Genomic DNA, 25,999 nt, shown 5'->3' with positions numbered 1-25,999 from the left:
AATGTCTTATATCATTTTTTATAATCTAGTTCTACTTCAATAGTATTAGAGTTATTGTCTTTAGATACATTAACCTCTATACCTTCTTTTTCTTTAGCAGCTTTTACTTTTTCTGTAATTTCTTCTACAGTACCATTTACAACTTGTACATTTTTATTTACTTCTCCGTCTTTTGTAGTTATTGTTGTAATAGTTGCTACAGCCAAATCGTTATTAGTAGCATCAACTTTTACATTAAATTCTTTTTTAGTTTGATGTTCTTCAGATGCAGTTCCATCCTCTATATGTCCGCCTAAAATAGGAGCTATAACCAAGCCAATTAAACACGTTAATTTTATTAATATATTCATTGATGGGCCAGAAGTATCTTTAAAAGGATCACCAACTGTATCCCCTGTAACCGCAGCTTTGTGTGCATCAGAACCTTTAAAAGTCATTTCTCCGTTAATCTCTACTCCTGCTTCAAAAGATTTTTTAGCATTATCCCAAGCTCCACCAGCGTTGTTCTGAAAAATTGCCCAAAGCACACCACTTACTGTAACGCCTGCCATATAACCACCAAGCATTTCTGCAATGGCCATATTATTCATACCAAATAACATAGGAACAAATGCAATTACTAACGGAAAACCTATGGTTAACAAACCAGGTAACATCATCTCTTTTAAAGATGCTTTAGTAGAAATTGCCACACACTTATCATACTCTGGTTTTCCTGTACCTTCCATAATACCAGGAATATCTTTAAACTGTCTACGTACTTCCTGAACCATCTCCATTGCAGCTTTACCTACAGCATTCATAGCTAATGCAGAGAACACTACAGGTACCATTCCGCCAACAAACAACATTGCTAATACTGGTGCTTTAAAAATGTTAATACCATCTATACCAGTAAAAGTTACATAAGCAGCAAACAACGCTAAAGATGTTAATGCCGCAGAAGCAATAGCAAAACCTTTACCTGTAGCAGCTGTTGTATTACCAACCGAGTCTAAAATATCTGTACGTTCACGTACAATTGGCTCTTGCTCACTCATTTCTGCAATACCACCTGCATTGTCAGATATTGGTCCAAACGCATCTATAGCCAATTGCATAGCCGTAGTTGCCATCATTGCAGAGGCAGCCAAGGCCACACCATAAAAACCTGCAAAAGCATAAGAGGCCCAAATAGCACCTGCAAATAATAAGACTGACGGGAATGTAGAAATCATACCAGTTGCCAAACCTGCAATAATGTTAGTACCTGCTCCTGTACTAGATTGTTGTACAATTTTTAAAATAGGTTTTTTACCCAGACCTGTATAGTATTCTGTTACTGATGAAATTACAGCACCAACTACCAAACCAACTAGGGTTGCATAAAAAACTCGCATAGAGGAAATAGCTACCTTTCCTTCTCCAAAAAATTCCATTTGCATTGTTTCTGGTAGCATCCAAGTAACTAATGCAAAACAAGAAGCTGCAACTAAACCTATAGAAACCCAATTTCCTAAATTTAAAGCACCCATAACCTGTGCCTCTTTAGCATCATTATTCTTTATTTTAACCAGTATTGTACCTATAATAGAAATTATAATACCAGCGCCAGCAATAGCCATTGGCAGTAAAATTGGCCCAATACCTCCAAAGGCATCTTGTATAGAGCCTCCCATATCTTTTATAACATAATTACCCAAAACCATAGCTGCTAAAACGGTAGCTACATAAGAACCAAACAAATCTGCTCCCATACCTGCTACATCACCTACATTATCACCTACATTATCTGCAATTGTAGCTGGGTTTCTGGGATCATCTTCAGGAATACCTGCTTCTACCTTACCTACCAAATCTGCTCCCACATCTGCAGCTTTTGTATAAATTCCGCCTCCTACTCTAGCAAACAAAGCAATAGACTCTGCTCCTAAAGAGAAGCCTGCAAGTGTTTCTAATACAATTGTCATATCGCCAACATTTGTCCATCCGTTAGGCATAAAAACGTATTGATAAAAAATTATAAAAAAAGCGGTCAACCCTAAAACTGCTAAACCTGCAACACCAAGTCCCATTACAGTTCCGCCACCAAAAGATATTTTTAAAGCATTAGGCAAGCTAGTACGTGCTGCTTGTGTGGTTCTAACATTTGTTTTGGTTGCTATTTTCATACCTATATTACCAGCAAAGGCAGAGAATATAGCTCCAAAAATAAAAGCAACTACAATTAACCAATGAGTTGTGGGTACTACAACAGATACTATTGCGAGTAATACACTTACAATAACCACAAAAACAGACAAAAGCTTGTACTCAGCATTTAAAAATGCCAATGCACCTTCGTAGATGTGATCTGAAATTTCTTTCATTTTACCATCACCAGCATCTTGTTTCATTACCCAAGACTGTTTTATAACCATATAAACCAGTCCTAATATCGCCATTATAATAGGCGCATAAATAATCATTGACTCCATATTTTTATAATTGTTTAATTATTAGCCTAGTAAATGTAAGAAAATGAAACTTAACAAAAAAACCCTTTCATATTTATCATATGAAAGGGTTTTTAGGTAATTTACTGATGATTTTACATTTTAAATCTTAAAAGCATTTTTAGATTTAAATTCACTTTCATCATATCTCTCTATACATTTATTTAAAATATCGTAAGCTTCTTTGGCATCTCCCCAACCACCTACGTCTACTTTTTTCTTCTCTAAATCTTTATACACCTGAAAGAAATGTTCTATTTCTTTTATTTGGTGAGGGTTCATATCTGATAAATCATTTAATATGTTCCAAATTGGATCTGATACAGGTACACAGATAATTTTTTCATCTGGACCTTTTTCATCTGCCATATGAAAAACCCCTATTGGTTTTACTTCTACAACACACATTGGAAAAGTTGGCTCTCCTCCTAAAACTAATACATCTAATGGATCACCATCTAATGCTAAAGTTTCTGGTATAAAACCGTAATCTGCAGGATACATCATTGAAGAAAATAACATTCTATCAAAACGTATCTTTTTTAAATCAAAATCGTATTCGTACTTATTTCTACTTCCTTTTGGAATCTCTATTAATACATCAAAAGATGTTTTTCCGTGTTTAGTCATTCTTATTATTAATTATTGTACAAAAATAGTGTAATCTATAGTAACAGAAAGTATTTTTTAGTTTAAATTAATGATAGCATTATATTAAAAATTAAACCCAAAAGAACCTGTTATACTAAAAGGTCTTGCATTTGGATTATCAAAATAGTTTCCTCTAAAGTTAAAGTCAACGCGTAATATTTTAAAAATATTGCCTATTCCAAAAGAATATTCCCAGTACATCTGGTCTGACGGTGCCATTAATGGAATATTGGTTGGTGCATTTAAAGCTATATTTTCTGATGAAAGTTCTCCCCAAACACCTCTTAAGCCTACAATTTCTCTTAAATTAAGCTTTCTCATAAACGGTATACGAGAAAACAGCCTACCATTAAAATTATGTTCTAAATGCACAGATGCGTACGTATCTGTTACAAATTCATAAAAATCTAGGTTAGGAAATGTGTTGTAGATAGAAAATAATGTTTGGTTACCTGGTATTACATTAAGCAAACCTAAAGGTACCTCTCCAAATGTTTTGCCAATTTCTACAGTACTATACAACCTACCAAAACCACCAATTTGCCATGGTTGGCCGTAAGAAAACTGAACCTTATCATAATCAAAATCACTATCCATTGGACCTTTAAATCCTTTAGAATAATTAAATAGCAGGGTACTATACTCGTCATTTATGTTTTTACGTTCTACTCCGTAACCAATTGTACGTTTACCTGGCGTATAAATTAATGTTGTAGTAAAGTCTAACTGCTTAATTTGTGACGAGATCCCTGTTGGAGACTCTGCATCTACATAATCTAAACTAAACGCATTTGGCAAAGCAGAACTTAGCTTCCTGTATGAGTTACCAACGCGTAGTCTTAAATTATTAACGGGTTCTACCTCTATACTAAAGGCAGATAAATCTATATTTGTTAATCTATCATTAGAACCTACAGTAAATACAGATGAGGAGGCAATACTTCTACCCAACACATCATTGGTAGCTGTTAAACTAAGCCCTAGTTGTTCTATATCTTGCCTGTGTCCTCCAGAAATTATTAGTCTACTTTTTTTATCTACCAACCACTTAGCAGAAATACCGTGTTTTACTTTATCATCATCAAAACCATAAGCCAAATAACCTTCTACACGCCAAGGATCATTTTGTCCAAAATAAGTACGTGCGCCTGCTCTTACACGAACGCCTTCTGCATCATTATAACCAAAAACACTGTACACGTCTCCTATATCTAAATTCCACTTATCTATTTCTACATAACCAGAACCTAAAATACTTACAATATTGTAGTAACTTTTAAACTTAGGTACAGTTTTTAAAGTATCTAAAAGCTCATAAACCCCTTTTTCATCTTTATTTAAACGCTCTAGTCTATTTTTTGTCCAAAAAGTATCATCTCTACTAAACGCTTCCGGACTGTATTCATCTACGCTTTGTTTATAGAATTTTTTGTCCTTAGGAATATCAAATTTATAATTATTGTAAATGGTAGTACGTTTACCATAAATACCTTTAGAGCTTTCTTTTTTGTTAAGACTAAAATCACTTAACATATAATCTCTCTTTAATAGAAAAACAGAATCGTTAACCACATCAAACTCCTGCTCTATGTAAATTTCTTTAACCCAGTTAATATTGGCACTTTTTGTAACCTCTAGATTAATTTTTTTAATAGCGTAGGTAGAATCGTTTACCCAAAAATCTCCTTTAAAGGTAAGTTCGTTTTTTCTTCTAGGGTAATAAATAATATTGTAGCACCATTTGTTGTCTATAAAAGCGCTGTCTGCCAAGGCATAATTGTATACATCTACACCTGTTTTAGAAAGCGGACTAGTAAAACTTTTATCAAAAAACTTTAAATAGTTGTTGTAAATATCATAGTCTGAATATAAATCTTCTACAAAAGCTGTTATAGCTTGGTTGTTAGAAAAACCAGAGTTTTTACTCCCTTGTAATTTTTCTTTTTTTACTCCTAAAACATTATCGCCATTAACTTTATGAAAAGTTTCATTTAAAAAAATAGGTAAATATGTTTTACCAGTTACTCTAGAGGTATCTAAATCATCAAAAACAAACTCTAACCCCCTAAACATTTTACTTTTAATTAGCGCACTGTCTATGGTATTAAGGTCAAACTCTACTTTTTCATACTTATCATACTCATACTGCTTGTATTTACGCAAGCCATTTTCCCTTTTTTTAGCCCATATTTTTTTAAGAATATCTATGGCAGGATTATTTTTTTTAGAAAGTTTTCCCGAAAAAATAACTACTTCATCTAACTGCTCTCCAGACTCTTTTAAAACAGCTTCTATTTTATAGGTAACTTTTGCTGTAAGCGGTATATCTAAAGTTTCATAACCTACAAAAGATATTTGCAAAACCGAATGGTTATTGTCTGACTCCATATAAAAGCGACCATCATCATTAGTAATGGTTCCTTCTGTAGAGTTTTTAAACAATACATTGGCAAATGCAACTGGTTCCCCAAATTCATCTAAAACAACACCACTTACTTTTGTTTGTGCAAAATTTAAAACACTAACAAAACAAAATAGAACAAAAAAGAATTTTTTTATCATAACTAATTCTTAAAAGCAACCTATACTCTCTATAGTTTTAAAAAAAGAAAAAAGCCTTGCCATAATAGACAAAGCTTTAGTTCTTTAGCAAAACTAAAATTTTATTTATACAATACCTTTTTTACTGCCTTAACAACATCTTGGTGATTAGGCAACCACTCTTCTAATAAAACAGGAGAGTAAGGTGCAGGTGTATCTGCGGTATTAATTCTTTCTACAGGAGCATCTAAATAATCAAACGCATTAGACTGTATGTGATATGTAATCTCTGTAGCAACATTACCAAAAGGCCAAGCCTCTTCTAACACTACTAATCTGTTTGTTTTTTTAACAGACTTAACAACGGTATCATAATCTAAAGGTTTTACAGTTCTTAAATCTATAATTTCACAGCTTATACCTTCTTTTGCCAACTCATCTGCAGCAGTGTAAGCTTCTTTTATAATTTTACCAAAAGATACTATAGTAACATCTGTACCTTCTCTTTTAATATCTGCAACACCTAAAGGCAATGTGTATTCTCCTTCTGGCACTTCTCCTTTATCTCCATACATTTGTTCTGACTCCATAAAAATTACAGGATCATCATCTTGTATAGCAGCTTTTAATAAACCTTTTGCATCCATAGGATTAGATGGCACAACAACTTTTAAACCAGGACAGTTTGCAAACCAGCTCTCAAAAGCTTGTGAGTGTGTTGCTGCTAACTGACCTGCAGAAGCAGTAGGACCACGAAAAACAATAGGACAATTAAATTGCCCACCAGACATTTGTCTAATTTTTGCAGCATTATTAATAATCTGGTCTATACCAACCAAAGAAAAGTTAAATGTCATAAACTCAACTATAGGTCTATTTCCGTTCATTGCAGAACCAATAGCAATACCAGCAAAGCCTAATTCAGAAATTGGAGTATCTATTACTCTTTTAGCACCAAATTCATCTAACATACCTTTAGATGCTTTGTAAGCACCATTATACTCAGCTACTTCTTCACCCATCAAATAGATAGATTCATCTTTTCGCATCTCTTCAGACATAGCCTCAGCAATAGCCTCTCTAAACTGTAATGTTTTCATTTATGTGGAATAAATTATTATAATCGATAAAAACGCTAGCAAAAATAGGAAATAATCTTTCAATTACAGTTAACATACTGGCAAAAAAACGATAAAATTTATTATGCATGCATAGTAAATTACAAATTTTATTGGTATCTTAGCCAAGTTATTATAAAATTGATAAAAGATGAAAATATTAGTCTGCATAAGTAACGTACCAGACACTACTTCTAAAATTAACTTTACAGAAGGAGATACTAAGTTTGATACAAACGGTGTACAATTTGTAATTAATCCAAATGATGAATTTGGTCTTACAAGAGCAATGTGGTTTAAAGAAAAACAAGGAGCAACTGTACATGTTGTGAACGTTGGTACCGCAACAACAGAACCTACAATAAGAAAAGCATTGGCAATTGGTGCTGATGAAGCAATACGTGTTAACGCAGAACCTACTGATGGTTTTTTTGTAGCACAACAATTAGCCGAAGTAATTAAAAACGGAAGTTACGACCTAGTAATTGCTGGTCGTGAGTCTATTGACTACAACGGTGGTATGGTACCAGGTATGATTGCTACCTTATTAGATATGAACTTTGTAAATACTTGTACTGGTTTAGAGATTGATGGTGATACTGTTACCGCAACTAGAGAAATAGATGGTGGTAAAGAAAAAATAAGCACTTCATTACCTTTAGTTATCGGAGGCCAAAAAGGTTTAGTTGAAGAAAGCGATTTAAGAATACCTAATATGAGAGGTATAATGATGGCTCGTAAAAAAGCTTTAACAGTAGTAGAACCAACTGATGCAACTAGCGCTACAAATGATGTAAGTTTTGATAAGCCTGCAGCTAAAGGTGCTGTTAAATTAGTTGATGCAGATAATATAGACGAGTTAATTAACCTATTACATAACGAAGCAAAAGCAATCTAATTATGTCAGTTTTAGTATATACAGAATCAGAAAACGGAAAATTTAAAAAGAGTGCTTTTGAAGTAGCTTCTTACGCTTACGCAGTAGCACAACAATTAGGTACAACTGTTACCGCTGTGTCTTTTAACGCAGATAACAATGAAACCCTAGGTAACTATGGCGTTACTAAAGTGTTAAATGTTAGTAATGACTCTCTAAAAACTTTTAATGCAAAAGCATATGCACACGCATTAACAGAAGCAGCAGAGAAAGAAACAGCTAAGGTTGTTATTATTGGATCTAGTACAGATAGCAAATTTTTAGCTCCTATTGTAGCTGCTAAATTAAAAGCTGGCTACGCACCAAATGTGGTAGAAGCACCAGAAAGTACTTCTCCTCTAAAAGTAAAAAGAACAGTATTTAGCAACAAAGGTTTTGCACACACAACTATAGACACAGATGTTAAAGTTATAGGTGTATCTAATAATGCTTTTGGAGCTAAAGAAAATACGACTTCTGCAAGTGTAGAAGATTTTTCTCCTGCAATTACAGATGCAGACTTTTCTACAAAATCTATAGAAATAGACAAAGTTGTTGGTAAAGCTACAATTGCAGATGCAGATGTGGTAGTATCTGGCGGTAGAGGATTAAAAGGTCCAGAAAACTGGGGAATGATTGAAGAGTTAGCAGACGTTCTTGGCGCTGCAACAGCTTGTTCTAAACCAGTATCAGATTTAGGATGGAGACCTCACAGTGAACACGTAGGCCAAACAGGTAAACCAGTTGCTAGTAATTTATACATTGCCATTGGTATTTCTGGGGCAATACAACACTTAGCAGGTATTAGCGCTTCTAAAGTAAAAGTAGTTATAAATACAGACCCAGAAGCACCTTTCTTTAAGGCTGCAGATTACGGTATTGTTGGTGACGCTTTTGAGGTGGTTCCTACCTTAATCGAAAAATTAAAAGAATTTAAAGCCCAAAACGCTTAATTTTTTATAAATTGTGCCCATACTAAAGGGCTGTTTAAATACAAGGTAAACCCTTTTATTTAAACAGCCCTTAGTAATTTTAAAAGTTTATATGAGTTTAGTACGATTAAAAATAAAAGGAATTTCTTATAGCCAAACGCAAAATGGCGCCTACGCACTTATACTTAATGAAGTAGAGGGCGACAGAAAACTACCTATTGTTATTGGTGCTTTTGAAGCACAATCTATTGCTATTGCACTAGAAAAAGAAATTAAGCCACCAAGACCACTAACCCACGATCTTTTTAAAAATTTTGCAGATAGATTTGCCATTGTTATTAAACAAGTAATTATACACAAGTTAGTAGACGGCGTATTTTATTCTAGTATTATTTGTGAAAGAGATATGGTAGAAGAAATTATTGACGCCAGAACTAGTGATGCTATTGCATTAGCACTTCGTTTTGATGCACCTATATTTACCTACAAAACCATTCTGGATAAAGCTGGTATTTTCTTGAAATTTTCATCTAAAGAAGAAGATGAAGACAAAGACAAAGATGATAGTATAATGGTTGATGAAATTCTACAAGAAGGTGAAACTGTAGAAATAGAATCTAACCCTTCTGATGCTTACAGAGAATTAAATTTAAGTGAGCTACATGAAGAACTTAACAAAGCAGTAGCCAATGAAGATTATGAAAAGGCTGCTAAACTACGAGATGAAATCTCAAAAAGAAAATAACACTTACACAAAATTTATTATGAAAAAAAGTTACTGGATTTTCCTATTTGCTTTTTTTGTTATATTTCCATCTATAGCACAAGATTCTATACCTGCACAAGCAGCTATAGAAACCATACAAACCACAACAGACAGTAACACCACTATAAAGCCTATTATAGACAATGCAGGATTTTCAGTTAGCAGTTTATTAAGAGGACTTTTAGGTATGGCCGTTTTAATACTAATAGCCTTTTTATTTAGTTCAAACCGCAAGGCTATTAATTGGAAGACGGTTGGTGTTGGTTTAGCATTACAATTAATTATTGCCATTGGCGTTTTAAAAGTATCTTTTATTCAGAAAGCATTTGAATTGGTTGGTAAGCTTTTTATTGAAATTTTAGAATATACCAAAGCCGGAAGTAAGTTTTTATTTGATGGTTTAATCGCAGATATGGATACATTTGGGTACATATTTGCATTTCAAGTTTTACCAACTATCATCTTTTTCTCAGCATTAACATCATTGTTATTTTATTTAGGAATAATACAATGGATGGTTAAAATTTTAGCAATTGTATTATCTAAGTTCTTAGGTATTTCTGGGATGGAAAGTTTATCTGTTGCAGGTAATATTTTCTTAGGACAAACAGAAGCTCCATTATTAATTAAAGCATATTTAGAAAAGATGAATAAATCTGAAATGCTTTTAGTAATGATTGGTGGAATGGCAACAGTTGCCGGAGCAGTATTAGCTGCTTACATAGGCTTTTTGGGTGGCGGGGATAAAGAATTAGAATTGGTTTTTGCAAAACATTTATTAGCCGCCTCTGTAATGGCAGCACCTGGCGCAATTGTAATTTCTAAAATTTTATATCCGCAAACAGAAGAAGTAAATAAAGATGTTACGGTTTCGCAAGACAAAATTGGAACTAACATATTAGATGCAATTGCAAATGGAACAACGGAGGGCTTACGATTAGCTGTAAATGTTGGTGCAATGTTATTGGTTTTTGTGGCTGTAATTGCAATGATAAACGGTGGTTTAGGTTTAGTAGGAAAATTAACTACTTTAAATGAAATTATAGCAAATAATACGGCTTATGATCAATTGTCTTTAGAGTTTATTTTAGGATATCTTTTTGCCCCATTAATGTGGTTAATTGGTGTGCCAGCAGAAGATATGACCCTCATGGGGCAATTATTAGGTATTAAACTAGCAGCAAGTGAATTTGTTGGTTATATACAATTAGCAGAATTAAAAAATGCTGCAAATGTAACACATTTCACCTACAATAAGTCTATTTTAATGGCTACCTATATGCTTTGTGGCTTTGCTAACTTCGCCTCAATTGGCATACAAATTGGTGGCATTGGGTCTTTAGCTCCTGGACAAAGAAAAGTATTGTCAGAATTTGGTATGAAAGCATTAATTGGTGGTACAATAGCATCTTTAATGTCTGCTACTATTGCAGGTATGATATTAGGCTAACACTAAGCTAAAACACCATAAATTTACAAACCAGTTAATAAGTTTTGGATATATGATTAAATCATTATCTAAAACTTATTAAGCTATTACTTATTTTTACATAAGACTAAACAATTTCTGTTTACACCAAACAGAAGAAAGATACTGCTTTAAAATGAAACAATATCACGACTTACTTAAACACGTACAAGAAACAGGTAACCAAAAAGGAGACCGTACAGGCACCGGAACAATAAGTGTTTTTGGATACCAAATGCGATTTGACCTTAGCAAAGGCTTTCCTATGGTTACCACAAAAAAACTGCATTTAAAATCTATCATTCACGAATTACTATGGTTTTTAAAGGGCGATACAAATATTGCTTACCTACAAGAAAACGGAGTTCGTATTTGGAATGAATGGGCAGATGAAAACGGAGATTTAGGTCCTGTTTACGGGCACCAATGGCGTAATTGGAATAGTGAAGATATTGATCAAATTAAAGAGGTAATTGAAACACTAAAAAACAATCCTAACAGCAGAAGAATGCTAGTTACAGCTTGGAATCCTAGTGTTTTACCAGACACCTCTGTTTCTTTCTCTGAAAATGTAGCAAATGGTAAAGCAGCACTACCACCTTGTCACGCATTTTTTCAATTTTATGTGGCAGATGGTAAATTATCATGTCAGTTATACCAAAGAAGCGCAGATATTTTTTTAGGAGTCCCTTTTAATATTGCTTCTTATGCCTTATTTACAATGATGATGGCACAAGTTTGCGGTTATGAAGCAGGAGACTTTATTCATACATTTGGAGACGCACACATATACAACAATCATTTAGAGCAAGTAGAATTACAATTAAGTAGAGAACCAAGGGCTTTACCTAAAATGATCATTAATCCTGATGTGAAAAATATTTTTGATTTTACTTTTGATGATTTTACATTAGAAGGTTATGATCCACACCCACACATTAAAGGAAAGGTAGCTATATAATTATCTAAATTACAAGTTGTGCAAAAAATAATTGCTATTGCTGCTGCGGCAGAAAACAATGCCTTAGGAAAAGACAATGATTTGCTTTGGCACTTGCCAGATGACTTTAAACGTTTTAAAAAAATCACTACAGGCAACCCAATTGTTATGGGCAGAAAAACTTTTGAGAGCTTCCCCAAACCCCTCCCTAACAGAAAGCATATAGTTATTACAAGAGACAAAAACTACACTATTAATTATAGCAATTGTGTGGTTGTACACTCTTTAGAGGACGCGTTAAAGGCCACCCAACAAGAAGAAACAGTGTTTATAATTGGCGGCGGAGAAATTTACAAGCTAGCTTTAGAGTACACGCAAAAAATAGAACTTACAAGGGTACACGCGACTTTTGACGCCGACACATTTTTTCCTGAACTAAATAAAGAAAATTGGGAAGTGGTTTTTGAAGAATACCACCCAAAAGATGAAAAACACAAATTAGATTTTACATATTTAACATATGTACGCAAATGCTAAATAGATTTTAAAAATCTAAATACGCAACATTTACAGTAGCTTTAGCTCCCTTTAAAAAAGATCTTAGAATAGACACATCTGCATTTGTGTAAAATTTATGTGAAGAGGCTACATTACCTCTATTTAACAAATTTTCTCTTTCTAGAATAGCTTTTGTTTGCCTCGCAACAGCCTCTCCAGAATCAATAATATTAACATGTGCAGGCAATAATTCTTTTAACACAGGTATTAAATAAGGGTAATGAGTACAACCCAAAACAAGGTAATCTATATTTTGCTCTAGCATAGGCTCCAAAAATGTTTTTAACAAATCTTTTGCCTCTACAGAAGTAGCCTTTCCAGATTCTATTAAAGGAACCAACCCCTCTCCTTCTTTCTCTATTATTTTAATGCCTTCTGCGTGGTTTTTAACAGTACTATGAAACAAACTACTAGACAATGTTCCTTTTGTAGCCAAAACACCCACAGTTTTAGAATTAGACTGCAATACAGCAGGTTTTATAGCTGGCTCTATACCTATGAACGAAACATTAGTGTAAGTTTCTCTTAAATACGTAATTGCATTAGTTGTAGCAGTATTACAAGCAACCACAATTATTTTACAGTTGTGTTGTAGTAAAAGCTCAGTGTTTTTTATACTAAGCCTTAAAATGTCTTCTGGTGACTTTTTTCCGTAGGGTGCATTAGCACTATCAGCTAAATAAATTGTATTTTCTAAAGGAAGTAATTTATGAATTTCTTTCCAAATAGAAGTACCACCAACTCCTGAGTCAAAAACACCAATAGGATTGTTTTGCATTACAAACTATAATTTTTTAAAAACTAAATATACCACAAAGAAACAAAAAAGGCTGTGCAAATAGCACAGCCTTTGTAATAAACTAATATGGTTTATTAGAAGTTTAATTCTTTTTTAACGTCAGCTAAAAGATCTTTACCTTTTGCTACAAGAACACCAGCACCAGGGCTAGCATCAATAACGTAATCATAACCTTGAGCAGCTGCTACTTTTTCTATAGCTTTCATTGCAGACTCCTGTATTGGAGCTAACAACTCTTGTTGCTTTTTTTGCAATTCTTGTTGTGCAGCTTGTTGTGCAGTTTGAATTGTTTTTTGATAAGTCATTATTTCTTGCTCTCTTTTAGCATTCTCTTCTGCAGTTTTAGAAGCCGCTTCATTTTGGTACTGTGTAGCCTTATTTCTAGCTTCTGTCATACTTGCTTGTATATCTGCACCTAGAGTTTCATTTAATTTTTTCAATTCTGCATCAGCTTGCTTCATTGCAGGCATCTCTTGTAACAACTGTTGTACATTAATATGCGCAACTTTAGACTGTGCGTTTACAAATGCTGTTGTAGCTACAAATAATACAAATGCTACTGCTATTTTCTTTAAATGTTTCATAATAGTAATTGAATGTTAATTTAAGTATTTAGTTAATTTTAGTGTATAGACTTTTATTAGTTATCGTCTTTTTCTTCTTTGGTTTTCTTCTGTTTAGCTGCTTTTTCTTCTAATAACTTTTTTCTTCTAGCCTCGTAAGCCTTTTTACGTTCTTCTCTTAATTTTAATTGTTCTGCCCTCTTTTCTTCTGCACTTTTTGCTCTTGCCGCATCTGCTTCTTTAGCTTGCTCTTGTCTAATTCTTAAAGCTTCTGTAATTGGCTTCTCTTCCTCTTCATCTTCAAACCTACTTCTAGCACTTTTTTTAGGTGCACTAATTTTTCTGGTTCTAGAAATTGCTCTAAGCACCAACTCACTAATGTCATTTCTTTTCTCTGCATACAACATTACAACATCTGCAGATTTATCAAAAATAAAATCGTAATTTTTATTCTTTCCTATCTTTTGCACCTCACTAAAAACTTGGTCTTGTATTGGCTGCACCAATCTTAATTTTTGCATTACCAAATCTCCTTGAGGACCAAACCTGTCTTGTTGGTATTGTAGCATTTCTTTTTCTAACAAAGCAATTTCCTCTTCTCGCTCTTCAATTAACTCATTAGTTAATAAAACTTTTTCAGCAAGTAAGGTTTGCCTCATATCATAAATCTGCTTCTTCTCACCTTCTATTTCTAGTTTCCATTTTTCAACTTTACTAGCAAGTTGCTCTGTAGCCTCTCTGTATTCTTCTACATTTTCTAAAATGTATTCCATATCTACATAGGCTACCCTAACTCCCCTTTGGGCAAAAATACTAGTTGACAATAGCAACGTAGTTAAAATTAAAAGAACTTTTGTTTTCATTTTGTTTATCGTTTTAATACATAGAAAATATCGTGCCAAAAATATTAATTACCTAAAAACAAGCTTATTAACATATGGTAAATTAGAAATATCCTTTGTAATTAAAACTGCTGACCAATGATGAAGTGTGTTTGCCATCCACTTGGTTCAGTAGAGGTTGGCAAGTTATCCTTGTCAAACCCATAACCAAAGTCAATTCCCAATAGACCAAAAGCTGGCATAAATATGCGCAACCCTACTCCGGCCGATCGTTTTATTTCAAACGGATTAAATTCAGTAAAATTGCTGAAAGAGTTACCTCCTTCTAAAAATCCTAGTGCATAAATAGATGCAGAAGGCTTTAATGTTATAGGATATCTAAGTTCCATAGAGAATTTATTGTAAACCACACCACCTTCTTGTTCGTTAGTACTTGCAATTACCGGCGTTAAAGATTGGTTTTCATATCCTCTTAATTGTATTGTTTCTCTTCCGTCTAAAGTAAAGTTACCTAAACCATCACCTCCAACAAAATAACGCTCAAAAGGAACATTACCTATATCATTATTATAATTACCCAAGAAACCAAACTCTGCATTAGAACGTAAAACTAAATCTCCTGTTAAAGTTGTATACCAATCTCCTTTAAAACTAGCTTTATAAAATTCTAACCACTTAAATCTGTCTTCCTCAATTTCTTCTAAACGAGTTTGCTCATAAGCTGTTAAATTTCTTGTAGTACGCGCCTCTTGCAACTCATCACTTTCCTCTTTTAACCCTTTGTAATCTTTATCTGAAAATAATGAATAAGGTGGTGTTGCTTTAAATTTAAACTGGAAACTAGATCCACCACGTGGAAATATTTTACCACCTGCTAAAGATTCTCTAGACAAACCAAATGTGTAAGAAAATGCATTTGCAGAACCGTTACCAAAATTAAACAAACCTATATTGTAATCTTTAAAGTCATACAATTGATATGCTAAAGAGTGCGATGCAACAAAAAAGTCATCTGGCCACTTTAATCTTTTTGCTAAACCTACAGAAATACTAGATATTGAAAACTGTCTCTTTTTATCTACTTCATTCTCCTGGTAGTCATAAGCAAATTGTTGGGTTCTAGATAAAGACATATTAAATTGTACAGGTTTTTTACCTCCCAACCAAGGTTCAGAGAAATTAAAACTATACACTCTGTAAGTTCTACTTGCTTGTAATCTTATAGAAAATGTTTGTCCGTCCCCCATTGGCACAGGAACATAAGCATCTTTATTAAAAATATTTTTTAATGAGAAGTTACTAAATGACAACCCTAACGTACCAATAAAACCACCGCCACCGTAGCCACCTTGTAATTCTATTTGACTAGAGCCAGCTTCTAAAACACTATAGTTAATATCTACAGTACCAGCATCTGGGTTAGGGTTAAGAACATCTGGCTTAATACTTTCTGCATCAAAATAACCAAGAGCTCCTAACTCTCTAATACTTCTAATTATATCTGCTTTGTTATATTTTTGACCAGGTCTTGTTCTTAATTCTCTAAAAATTACGTGGTCATTAGTTTTATCATTTCCTGTAACTGTTACATGATCTAAAAACGTTTCTTTTCCTTCTATAATTCTTATTTCAAAATTAATAGTATCATTTTCTGCAGAAACCTCTACTGGGTTAATTGTAGAAAACATATATCCATTGTTTTGATACAGGCTACTTAGGTCATTTGGATCTGGTTTTGTATTATCAGAAATTCTCTCCTTAAGTAAAACACCATTATAAGTATCTCCTTTTTTAATACCTAAAGCTCTACTTAAAATAGCATCTGGATAAACGGTGTTACCAACAAAATCTATATCTCCAAAGTAGTACTTATTACCTTCTTCTACCTTAATATTAATTTTAATATTATTTTCGTTAACATTAGTAATAGTATCAGAAATTACTCTTGCATCTCTGTAACCACTTTCTGCATACTTTTCTATTAATGTTGTTAAGTCATTTTTATAGTCTTCCTCTATGTATTTAGATTTTTTCCAAAAACGATAAAATTTCTTTTTCTTGGTCTTTTTAAGTGCTTTACGTAATTTTTTTGCAGACATTTCTTCATTACCATCAAAAGTAATGTCACTAATTTTTACTTTTTCACCTTTTTTAATATTAATAACCATTTTTTGAGCATTGGTTTCTGATGTATCTACAGCAGTAGCAATGTTTACTTTAGTGTTTAAGTACCCTTGTTTTTTGTACTTATTTTTTAAGTAATTCTCTGTGTTATTAATAAGACTTTGTGTTATTTTCTTGCCTTTCTTAAGGTCTGTGTCATTTATTATATCTGCTACTTTACGTTTTTTAACTCCGTAAACAGTAACATCTGTAAGCGTAGGACGCTCTACTATATTAAGTTCTAAAAAAACTTCTTCTCCTTTAATGTCTGTGATATAAAAATTAATATCACTAAAAAGCTCTAAAGCCCATAGCTTATTAATTACAGCACTAATTTCTTCTCCTGGAAGTGTAATTGGTTGTCCAACCCTAAGACCGGTAAACGTTATTACAGTTTGCTCATTGTAGCTTTTTACGCCTGTAATTTCTAAGCCACCTAAAATATACTTTTTACCATCTTCATAAGATGCTTCTTGCCCATAAGCAATAAGGTTAGTAAAAAGAAAAAGGATGGTAATAATAGAACCAAAAGTAATGGTTCTTTTGGTTGTGTTAGTTGAGTTGTTCGCTAGTTTTTCCAAATCTTCGTTCTCTGTTCTGATAATTTTTAATTGCGTCTACTAAATGATGTTCTTTAAAGTCTGGCCAAAGAACATCTGTAAAGTACAGCTCTGCATACGCTATTTGCCAAAGTAAAAAATTACTTATACGGTGTTCACCGCTAGTTCTTATAAGTAAATCTACGTCTGGTAAATTTTGCGTGTAAAGATGGTTATTAATAATGATTTCATCAATATTTTCGGGAGAAATTATATTATTTTTAACTTTGATACTAATTTCCTGAACAGCTGTTCTAATCTCATCCCTAGAACCATAGCTTAGTGCCAATGTTAGTGTCATACCAGTGTTTGCCGAGGTTTTTGACATAACATTCTTTAGCTCTTCACCTGCTTTTGCTGGCAATAAACTTAAGTTGCCTATTGCATTAAGTTTTATGTTATTTTTGTTAAGAGTTTTAACTTCTTTCTTTAATGAAGACACCAAAATACGCATAAGCGTATCTACTTCTAACTTAGGTCTATTCCAATTTTCTGTAGAAAAAGTATACAATGTTAAGTAGCCCACGCCCAATTTAGCACAATTTTCTACCACTTTACGTACAGTTTTTACTCCATTTTCATGGCCAAAAATACGTAGTTTACCTTTTTGCTTTGCCCATCTGCCATTACCATCCATAATAATGGCTAAATGATCTGGTATATTTTCTTTATTTAAATCTTCTATAGTATCCATAAGTATAATTTACTCAAAACAATCTGAGCACGGTTTTCTACCAAAGGTGTAAGTTAGTGTAAAACCTGAAAAAACATACCAATCATCACTAAAAATATTTCCAAATTTAGGATCTATAAGGGTTGCAACGTTTGCTTTTTCTGGATTACTAGCGTCTAAATTGTCTGTAAACGTGTATCTAGCACCTATTTCGGCGCCTAAGATAAAAAATTGATTTAATCTATACTTTAAACCAACTGTCATTGGAATAGCAAAATCTCCTTCACGCTGATCTAAATCTTGCAGAAAACCAACTTCAAAGTAATTATAATCATACCTAAAATAGGTAACACCTGTGTATAAATAAGGAGTAAAAGCCGGACCTAATTTATGTAAATTGTACTCTACAAAATTAACTTCTAAACCTGCAGAGAACTCTGTAATAGTGTTCTCCATTTTTAATTGTCTTTTTTGCCTGTAAGCTAAGTCGGACTTTAAATCATCTGCAACAAACTTACCATGAAGTATACTAGCACGCCAAGCATAACGTTTACTTTTATTCCATTTAAAAATACCACCGTAAGCAAATCCGCTTGGACTTATATAATTGGTTCTACCAACGTCGCCAATATTATTTAAACCACCTGTTAGCACACCAACTTCATAAGTTTGCGCGCTGGCGTTGCCTAAAATAAAAAATAATAGAATAGCAATAAATATTCTCATAAATCCTAAAAGTTTGCAAATATAATAATATTAGATTTTAGTAGAATCCTAATTATTACACCCCTGTTCTCTTCATTGAATAACAGTTTTATAGCACATTTATTGTTTAACAGACAATTAATTACGCTTATCTTCTCCCCACAAAAGTTTATTGCGTAGGGTTTTTAAAAAGCTTTCTGATGTGTACTCAATTAACTTAACAGTAAAGTCTGCTTTTTTTACAGTAATCTCTGTTCCGTTCTCTAATGTTACTATTCTAGAATCTAAAGAAAGTAAATGGTTTTTTTCTCTGCCAGACACTTTTAATTTCACCACAGTATTATCTGAAATAACCAGTGGTCTTGCATTTAAATTATGAGGTGCTATAGGTGTTATTACTAAAGATTTTGCAGTAGGTGTAATTACAGGGCCTCCACAACTTAAAGAGTATCCTGTAGAACCGGTTGGTGTAGAAACTATTAAACCATCTGCCCAGTACGAGTTTAAATACTCGTTATTTAAAGAGGTCTCTACAGTAATCATAGATGTGGTATCTTTTCTACTTACAGTAACCTCATTAAGAGCAAAATTAATAGCATTAAATTCTGGTATATTTACATTAGATGTTACCGCCACCAAACTCCTGTCTACAATAGTATAATCTTTAGCAACAAACTCTTGCACTACTTTTTTTACATCTTCTTTTTTAAAGGTTGACAAAAACCCTAGTCGCCCTGTGTTTACTCCTACAATTGGTATGCCTAGATCTTTTACAAAGGTAATGGCACGCAATATTGTACCGTCTCCTCCAAAACTCACAAACATATCAAAAGAAGCGTCTAAACCACTATTTTCTGTAAAAATTGAAAAATCTTCAATTTCTTTTGAGGCTGTTACAAAATTGTAAAAATCTTTTTCAAAACTAATATTGGCATTATGTAGTTTTAACTCGCTTAAAAGTTCACATACATAATCTACAGTATCATCATTATAAGTTTGTCCGTAAATGGCAACTTTCATACACTTATACGTTTAGGTATTTGTCTAAATAATTAGAACGTTCTTTTAAATCTTGCAGAAAAAGATCATCATCATTACCAAATAAAATACTATAGTTGTAACGCCTAAAAGATTGTGTAATTTCATTTAAATTGGCAGAAGTAATTTTTAATGTAATTTGCACAACATCATTTTCTATTTCAGTAATAAAAGCACCGTACAATTTTGCATTGTTACTTTCTACAATTTGCGCTACTTCGCTAAAAGAATAATCAGACATTCCTTTTGCTACAACCAAAATACCACCTGGTTCTGTAAAAAAAGGTGTTCCAATAAACAAAGCTACAATATCTGTTAAATCATAATAACCAACAAAGGCTTCGTTTTTATCTAAAACAGGTAAAATATTAGCATCATTTTTAGAAAAAACTTCTAAAACATCTAACCATGATGTATCTGAGTTTACTGTAAAATTTTCTAATTGATATTTGTAATCTTCAATTTTTTTGCCTTTTTCAAAAGATTTAAAATCATTTTCGGCAATCATACCTATCAATCTATTATCATCTACAACTGCAACATGTGAAAAAGTAGTTGTTTTAAAAAAACGAATTACCTCTTCCATACTGTCATTTATAGAGAATGTAGGAATTGTTGTTAATATGTTAGACTGTATCTGCATAGCTTAAAATATTACTGCAAATTAATAATAATTTTTTCGACCAAGGTTATAAATACCAAGGCATTTAATAAAAATAAAAAACCTTAACAAAGTAATAACAAAAGCTATGCCTTATTTGTATTTTTGCACTAGCTAAATAAAATAAAAATGACAAAATTAAGCGTAAACGTAAATAAAATTGCCACTTTAAGAAACTCTAGAGGAGGCAATGTACCTAATTTATGTAAAGTAGCAACAGATATAGAGTCTTTTGGAGCAGAAGGCATAACTATACATCCAAGACCAGATGAAAGGCATATTAGATACCAAGATGCGCGAGATTTAAAAAAGATTGTTACCACAGAATTTAATATAGAAGGCAACCCTATTAAAAAGTTTGTAGATTTAGTGTTAGAAACACAACCTACACAAGTAACTTTGGTACCAGACGCTGTAGATGCTATTACAAGTAACGCTGGCTGGGACACAATAAAGCATAAAGATTTTTTAAAAGATGTTATTGCAACTTTTAAAGCCCATAATATTAGAACATCTATTTTTGTAAATGCAGATTTAAAAATGGTTGAAGGTGCTGCTGAAACAGGCACAGACCGTATTGAGCTATACACAGAAAGCTATGCTGATGCTTACGCAGAAGGCAATAAAAATGGCGTACAACCATTTACAGATGCTGCAATTTTAGCTCACAAATTAAACTTAGGCATAAATGCTGGTCATGATTTAAGTTTAGACAACATTGCGTTTTTTAAAGAAAAAGTACCGCATTTATTAGAAGTTTCTATTGGCCACGCATTAATTAGCGAATCGCTTTACCTTGGGCTAGAAAATGTTGTAAATATGTACTTAAACAAACTAAAATAATGCCAACACTACATTCTAAAATACTTGGAGAAGGACAACCTTTGCTAATTTTACACGGATTTTTAGGAATGTCTGACAATTGGAAAACCCTAGGCAATAAATATGCAGAGGAAGGCTTACAAGTACATTTAATAGACCAGCGCAACCACGGTAAAAGTTTTCACTCTACCGAGTTTAATTATGACATTCTTGCAAACGACATTAAACAATACATTGCAGAGCATAATTTACAAAACTGTATTGTTCTTGGCCATTCTATGGGTGGTAAAACAGCTATGCAATTGGCCTGTAGCTATCCAGAATTGGTTAACAAATTACTAATTGCAGACATAGCACCAAAGTTTTACCCACCACACCATCATGAAATAATTAATGGTTTAAAAGCATTAGATCTTAACACCATTAGCTCTAGAACAGAAGCTAGTAATGAGTTAGCTAAACACATATCTAATGCAGGTGTACGTCAATTTTTATTAAAAAATTTATATTGGGTAGAAAAAGGAAAATTAGCCTTTAGGTTTAACTTAGACGTTTTAGCAGAACGTATGGAACAAATTGGAGAAAACATAGATGCTTCTGCCACATACAACAAACCAACATTGTTTTTAAGAGGCGATAAATCTGAGTATATATCTCCGTTAGATACAGATACTATAAAAACACATTTTCCAAATGCAGACATACAAACTATAACCAATTCCGGGCATTGGTTACACGCAGAAAACCCTAAAGAATTCTTAGAAAAATCGCTTACCTTTATAAAAAGTTAATTTAAAAAATTATAAGCTATGAAAACTATACTACGCATACTATTAAGCGCCATTGCTGTTGTTGTACTATCTAAAGTTTTACCAGGCATTGGTGTAGACAGCTACACTACCGCAATAATTGTTGCAGTGGTATTAAGTCTACTAAACTTTTTTATTAAACCATTACTTGTAATATTAACTTTACCAGTAACAATTGTAACACTAGGTTTATTTTTACTAGTTATAAACGCATGTATTATAAAATTAGCAGGCTATTTTGTATCAGGATTTACGGTAGATAGTTGGCTATGGGCTATTGTATTTAGCTTATTATTATCATTATTACAATCCATATTATTTTCTATCTTAAAAACCGATAAAGAAAAATAACATAGTCTTTTGTATTACAACAATTTAAAAAGTTGTAGACGTAATTAAAAAGTACTATTTTTGCAGCCCATTTTATTTAAGTAAAATCAGATTCAAGAAATGAATATTACAAAAGAGCAGATTGATGCATTAAATGCAGTTGTGAAAGTTGCTATCACTAAAGAGGATTACCAAGATAAGGTACAAGCAATTCTTAATGATTATAGAAAGCAAGCAAACATACCAGGTTTTAGAAAAGGACATGTACCAATGGGCCTTATTAAAAAACAATACGGTAAGGCTGTTTTAGTAGACGAAGTAAACAAACTTATACAAGACAACCTAAACAAATACTTAACTGAAGAAAAGTTAGATGTTCTTGGTAACCCATTACCTAAGCAACAAGATGATTTTAACTGAGATGCAGAAAATCTAGATTTTGAATTTGAATTAGGTTTAGCTCCAGAATTTGAAGCTCCAATTAAGACCAAAAAAGCAATTACTCAATATAAAATAGTTGCAGATAAAAAAATGATAGATGAGCAAGTAGAACGTATTGGTAAGCAATACGGAAAACTTATCTCTAAAACTGAAGTATCTAAAAAAGATGAAGTAACTGGAGTTTTTGCTAACGAAGAAGAAGAAATTAACAATAAAACAACTATAGAACTAAGTAATGTTAAAGCTAAAAAAGCTTTAGATGCTTTAGTTGGCAAAAAAGTTGGTGATGTTGTTACATTAAAAACTAAAGGCCTTTTTAAAGAAGATTACCAACTTTCTAGTGCTTTAGGTTTAGCTGCTGATAAATCTGCTGATTTAAATACAGAGGTTACGTTTACAATTGAAGAAATTAACGAACGTGAGCCTGCAGAAATGAACCAAGAGTTGTTTGACAAGTTATTTGGAGAAGAAAAAATTACTTCTGAAAAAGAACTTAGAGAAAAAATAAAAGAAGATACAGAAAAGCAATTTGAGCAACAAGCAGATCAAAAATTGTTAAATGACATTACTGAAAACTTTATTGAAAATGTAAAGTTTGATTTACCTACTGAATTCTTAAAAAAATGGATTCAAATGACAGGTGAAAAGCCATTAACAGAAGAAGAAGCTGCTGCTGAATTTGAAAAATCTGAAAAAGGTTTACGTTACCAATTAATTGAAGGTAAAATAATACAAGAAAACAATCTTCAAGTTGAGTTTGATGAGCTTAAAGAATTTGCTAAAGGCTTTATTAAATCTCAAATGGCACAATACGGACAATTAAATCCTGCTGAAGAAGAATTAGACAATATAGCCGGAAGAATTATGTCTAACCAAGATGAAGTTAAAAGATTGTCTGAGCAGTTAATGAGTCAAAAATTATTAACGCTTTACAAAGAAAAAGCAAACCTTAAAGTTAAGGAGCTTTCTTATGACGATTTTATTAAAGAAGTTTACGGAAAAGAATAAATTTTACCCTGTGCATTGTTAAAAAAACACTAGCACATATATGGTAAAACAAAAAATTCCGTTAAATTTAGTATCAAACTATAGCAAATAGCTTTAAAAGCAAATTACACTATAGGTCGTCACTAAAAAAAATAAGTATATTTACGGTGCCGAAAGTATAAATTTTCGGCACCTTTTTTATTTAAAAATACCAAATACTACATATGGACTACGGAAAAGAATTTAAGAACTACGCCATAAAGGACCAAGGGATAAACAGCATGTACTATGACAAAATATTAAGTACAATGTACCCAAGCAATATGACGCCTAACATTATTGAAGAAAGACAACTAAATGCTATTGCAATGGATGTTTTCTCTAGATTAATGATGGATAGAATTATATTTTTAGGAACCGGTATTAATGACCAAGTTGCTAACATAGTACAAGCACAATTATTGTTTTTAGAAAGTGCAGATGCATCTAAAGACATACAAATATACATTAACTCTCCAGGAGGTAGTGTTTACGCTGGATTAGGTATTTATGACACTATGCAATTTATTAAACCAGACGTTGCAACAATTTGTACTGGTATGGCAGCATCTATGGGTGCCGTTTTACTTTGCGCAGGTGAAAAAGGAAAACGTAGTGGTTTAACTCACTCTCGTGTTATGATTCACCAACCATTAGGTGGCGCACAAGGGCAAGCTAGCGATATAGAAATTACAGCAAGAGAAATACTAAAGTTAAAAGATGAGTTGTACAATATTATAGCAACGCACTCTGGCCAAACTTTTGACAAGGTTAGCAATGACAGCGATAGAGATTACTGGATGAAGGCTGATGAAGCCAAGAAATACGGTATGATAGACGAAATATTAGTAAGGGAAAAGAACTAAAACCGACTAATAAACACCTTACTCTAAAAGAGAAGAAGTAGACTTATGGCAAAGGAAAATTTAGAATGTTCTTTTTGTAAAAGAACCAAAGCAGAAACAAACATATTAATTGCAGGTGAAGGTGCACATATTTGTGACCGTTGCATAGAGCAAGCATATGGTATTGTTATAGAAGATACTAAACAGTCTAAAACAGACAGTTTATCTGCAGAATTGGTTCTAAAAAAACCTATGGAAATAAAAGCGTTTTTAGATACTTTTATTATAGGACAAGAACGTACAAAAAAAGTAATGTCTGTAGCAGTATACAACCACTACAAAAGATTATTACAGCCTTCTAGTGCAGATGACGATGTAGAAATACAAAAAAGTAACATTGTAATGGCTGGGCAAACTGGTACTGGTAAAACATTAATGGCCAAAACAATTGCCAAAATGCTTAATGTACCTTTAGCTATTGTAGATGCTACCGTATTAACAGAAGCCGGTTATGTTGGTGAAGATGTAGAAAGTTTACTTACACGTCTTTTACAAGCTGCAGATTACAATTTAGAAAAAGCAGAACGTGGTATTGTTTTTATAGATGAGATTGATAAAATTGCTCGTAAAAGCGATAACCCTTCTATTACTAGAGATGTATCTGGCGAAGGCGTGCAACAAGGTTTATTAAAACTTTTAGAAGGTACTGTTGTTAATGTTCCGCCTAAAGGAGGACGTAAACACCCTGATCAAAAATTTATTGAAGTTAACACAGAAAACATATTATTTATTGCTGGTGGTGCTTTTGACGGTATAGAACGTATTATAACAAAGCGTTTAAATATGCAAGCAGTAGGTTACAGCGCATCTAAATTAGATGACAATGTAGACAACACTAACATTTTACAATACATTATTCCAAAAGACTTAAAAGAGTTTGGTTTAATTCCTGAAATTATTGGCCGTTTACCAGTTTTAACGCATATGAACCCGTTAGACGAGAAAACGTTACGCGCAATACTTACAGAGCCTAAAAATGCTATTATAAAGCAATATGAAAAGCTTTTTGCTATGGACGACATTAAGTTCTCTATAACAGACAAAGCCTTAGATTTTGTTGTTTCTAAAGCTATAGAGTACAAATTAGGAGCAAGAGGTTTACGTTCTTTATGTGAAGCAATTTTTACAGATGCTATGTTTGAGCTACCAAGTAGCCAAGACAAAGAGTTTAAAGTAACACAAGAGTACGCAGAGCAAAAACTATCTTACGAGACAGTAAAAAAACTAAAAGCCGTTTCATAACAAAACGGCTTTTAAAA

Annotated in this window: 23 protein-coding genes and 1 pseudogene; 12 read left to right on the top strand and 12 right to left on the bottom strand. The window is 32.8% G+C overall.

Features of this window, described 5'->3' with window-relative positions:
• Nucleotides 1-11: 11 nt before the first annotated feature.
• The 4 genes from CELLY_RS09845 to CELLY_RS09830 all read right to left on the bottom strand — a co-directional run bounded on the left by CELLY_RS09845 (nucleotide 12) and on the right by CELLY_RS09830 (nucleotide 6,766).
• The gene (locus CELLY_RS09845) at nucleotides 12-2,456 is read right to left on the bottom strand and encodes a sodium-translocating pyrophosphatase (protein WP_034643071.1); all 2,445 of its coding nucleotides are present in this window, start codon (nucleotides 2,454-2,456) and stop codon (nucleotides 12-14) included.
• 120 nt (nucleotides 2,457-2,576) lie between these two features.
• Nucleotides 2,577-3,104 (bottom strand): inorganic diphosphatase, encoded by a 528-nt coding sequence (locus CELLY_RS09840; protein WP_013621525.1) that lies wholly within the window; start codon nucleotides 3,102-3,104, stop codon nucleotides 2,577-2,579.
• Between the two features lie 84 nt (nucleotides 3,105-3,188).
• Nucleotides 3,189-5,687 (bottom strand): DUF5686 family protein, encoded by a 2,499-nt coding sequence (locus tag CELLY_RS09835; RefSeq protein ID WP_013621524.1) that lies wholly within the window; start codon nucleotides 5,685-5,687, stop codon nucleotides 3,189-3,191.
• A 101-nt stretch (nucleotides 5,688-5,788) separates the two neighbouring features.
• The gene (locus CELLY_RS09830; RefSeq protein ID WP_013621523.1) at nucleotides 5,789-6,766 is read right to left on the bottom strand and encodes a pyruvate dehydrogenase complex E1 component subunit beta; all 978 of its coding nucleotides are present in this window, start codon (nucleotides 6,764-6,766) and stop codon (nucleotides 5,789-5,791) included.
• A 169-nt stretch (nucleotides 6,767-6,935) separates the two neighbouring features.
• Between CELLY_RS09830 and CELLY_RS09825 the strand changes: the two genes are divergently transcribed.
• The 6 genes from CELLY_RS09825 (at nucleotide 6,936) to CELLY_RS09800 (ending at nucleotide 12,343) form a co-directional block, all read left to right on the top strand.
• Nucleotides 6,936-7,682, top strand: coding sequence for an electron transfer flavoprotein subunit beta/FixA family protein (locus CELLY_RS09825; RefSeq protein ID WP_013621522.1), 747 nt, complete (start codon nucleotides 6,936-6,938; stop codon nucleotides 7,680-7,682).
• A gap of 2 nt (nucleotides 7,683-7,684) precedes the next feature.
• Nucleotides 7,685-8,653: an electron transfer flavoprotein subunit alpha/FixB family protein gene (locus tag CELLY_RS09820; protein WP_013621521.1), complete on the top strand. Its 969-nt coding sequence runs from the start codon at nucleotides 7,685-7,687 to the stop codon at nucleotides 8,651-8,653.
• Between the two features lie 91 nt (nucleotides 8,654-8,744).
• Nucleotides 8,745-9,377, top strand: coding sequence for a bifunctional nuclease family protein (locus tag CELLY_RS09815; protein ID WP_013621520.1), 633 nt, complete (start codon nucleotides 8,745-8,747; stop codon nucleotides 9,375-9,377).
• Nucleotides 9,378-9,396: 19 nt separating this feature from the next.
• Nucleotides 9,397-10,848: a NupC/NupG family nucleoside CNT transporter gene (locus CELLY_RS09810; RefSeq protein ID WP_042257403.1), complete on the top strand. Its 1,452-nt coding sequence runs from the start codon at nucleotides 9,397-9,399 to the stop codon at nucleotides 10,846-10,848.
• 154 nt (nucleotides 10,849-11,002) lie between these two features.
• Nucleotides 11,003-11,827 carry a thymidylate synthase gene (locus CELLY_RS09805; protein ID WP_013621518.1) on the top strand — a complete coding sequence of 275 codons (825 nt, stop codon included), beginning with the start codon at nucleotides 11,003-11,005 and terminating at the stop codon, nucleotides 11,825-11,827.
• Between the two features lie 18 nt (nucleotides 11,828-11,845).
• Nucleotides 11,846-12,343: a dihydrofolate reductase gene (locus CELLY_RS09800; protein ID WP_013621517.1), complete on the top strand. Its 498-nt coding sequence runs from the start codon at nucleotides 11,846-11,848 to the stop codon at nucleotides 12,341-12,343.
• 7 nt (nucleotides 12,344-12,350) lie between these two features.
• Here CELLY_RS09800 and murI read toward each other — a convergent pair whose 3' ends face one another.
• The 8 genes from murI to CELLY_RS09760 form a co-directional block, all read right to left on the bottom strand.
• Entirely contained in the window at nucleotides 12,351-13,142 is a 792-nt protein-coding gene (murI, locus tag CELLY_RS09795) for a glutamate racemase (protein WP_013621516.1), read from the bottom strand.
• A gap of 95 nt (nucleotides 13,143-13,237) precedes the next feature.
• Nucleotides 13,238-13,747, bottom strand: coding sequence for an OmpH/Skp family outer membrane protein (locus CELLY_RS09790; RefSeq protein ID WP_013621515.1), 510 nt, complete (start codon nucleotides 13,745-13,747; stop codon nucleotides 13,238-13,240).
• A gap of 56 nt (nucleotides 13,748-13,803) precedes the next feature.
• Nucleotides 13,804-14,589: an OmpH/Skp family outer membrane protein gene (locus CELLY_RS09785; protein ID WP_013621514.1), complete on the bottom strand. Its 786-nt coding sequence runs from the start codon at nucleotides 14,587-14,589 to the stop codon at nucleotides 13,804-13,806.
• 101 nt (nucleotides 14,590-14,690) lie between these two features.
• Nucleotides 14,691-17,312 (bottom strand): BamA/OMP85 family outer membrane protein, encoded by a 2,622-nt coding sequence (locus tag CELLY_RS09780; RefSeq protein ID WP_013621513.1) that lies wholly within the window; start codon nucleotides 17,310-17,312, stop codon nucleotides 14,691-14,693.
• Nucleotides 17,284-18,024, bottom strand: a complete 741-nt coding sequence (locus CELLY_RS09775; RefSeq protein WP_013621512.1) for an undecaprenyl pyrophosphate synthase — start codon at nucleotides 18,022-18,024, stop codon at nucleotides 17,284-17,286. Before CELLY_RS09775 ends, CELLY_RS09780 begins: the two co-directional genes overlap by 29 nt.
• Nucleotides 18,025-18,033: 9 nt before the next feature.
• Nucleotides 18,034-18,729 carry a type IX secretion system protein PorG gene (porG, locus tag CELLY_RS09770; protein WP_013621511.1) on the bottom strand — a complete coding sequence of 232 codons (696 nt, stop codon included), beginning with the start codon at nucleotides 18,727-18,729 and terminating at the stop codon, nucleotides 18,034-18,036.
• 117 nt (nucleotides 18,730-18,846) lie between these two features.
• The gene (locus CELLY_RS09765; protein WP_013621510.1) at nucleotides 18,847-19,728 is read right to left on the bottom strand and encodes an NAD kinase; all 882 of its coding nucleotides are present in this window, start codon (nucleotides 19,726-19,728) and stop codon (nucleotides 18,847-18,849) included.
• 4 nt (nucleotides 19,729-19,732) lie between these two features.
• Nucleotides 19,733-20,389: a CBS domain-containing protein gene (locus CELLY_RS09760; RefSeq protein WP_013621509.1), complete on the bottom strand. Its 657-nt coding sequence runs from the start codon at nucleotides 20,387-20,389 to the stop codon at nucleotides 19,733-19,735.
• Between the two features lie 147 nt (nucleotides 20,390-20,536).
• On the opposite strand from CELLY_RS09760, the gene CELLY_RS09755 reads away from it, so the two are divergent.
• The 6 genes and pseudogenes from CELLY_RS09755 (at nucleotide 20,537) to clpX (ending at nucleotide 25,982) form a co-directional block, all read left to right on the top strand.
• Nucleotides 20,537-21,250, top strand: coding sequence for a pyridoxine 5'-phosphate synthase (locus CELLY_RS09755; protein ID WP_013621508.1), 714 nt, complete (start codon nucleotides 20,537-20,539; stop codon nucleotides 21,248-21,250).
• Nucleotides 21,250-22,020 carry an alpha/beta fold hydrolase gene (locus CELLY_RS09750; protein ID WP_013621507.1) on the top strand — a complete coding sequence of 257 codons (771 nt, stop codon included), beginning with the start codon at nucleotides 21,250-21,252 and terminating at the stop codon, nucleotides 22,018-22,020. Before CELLY_RS09755 ends, CELLY_RS09750 begins: the two co-directional genes overlap by 1 nt.
• A gap of 18 nt (nucleotides 22,021-22,038) precedes the next feature.
• Nucleotides 22,039-22,389, top strand: coding sequence for a phage holin family protein (locus tag CELLY_RS09745; RefSeq protein WP_013621506.1), 351 nt, complete (start codon nucleotides 22,039-22,041; stop codon nucleotides 22,387-22,389).
• A gap of 99 nt (nucleotides 22,390-22,488) precedes the next feature.
• Nucleotides 22,489-23,817, top strand: a pseudogene (gene tig / locus CELLY_RS09740) (trigger factor).
• A gap of 203 nt (nucleotides 23,818-24,020) precedes the next feature.
• Entirely contained in the window at nucleotides 24,021-24,701 is a 681-nt protein-coding gene (clpP, locus tag CELLY_RS09735; protein WP_013621505.1) for an ATP-dependent Clp endopeptidase proteolytic subunit ClpP, read from the top strand.
• Between the two features lie 45 nt (nucleotides 24,702-24,746).
• Entirely contained in the window at nucleotides 24,747-25,982 is a 1,236-nt protein-coding gene (gene clpX, locus CELLY_RS09730) for an ATP-dependent Clp protease ATP-binding subunit ClpX (protein WP_013621504.1), read from the top strand.
• Nucleotides 25,983-25,999: the final 17 nt, after the last annotated feature.

It is taken from the genome of Cellulophaga lytica DSM 7489, from assembly GCF_000190595.1.
GTDB classification, from domain to species: Bacteria; Bacteroidota; Bacteroidia; order Flavobacteriales; family Flavobacteriaceae; genus Cellulophaga; species Cellulophaga lytica.
Note: the sequence above shows the minus strand (reverse complement) of the source record. Positions and strands in the feature narration are given on the sequence as shown.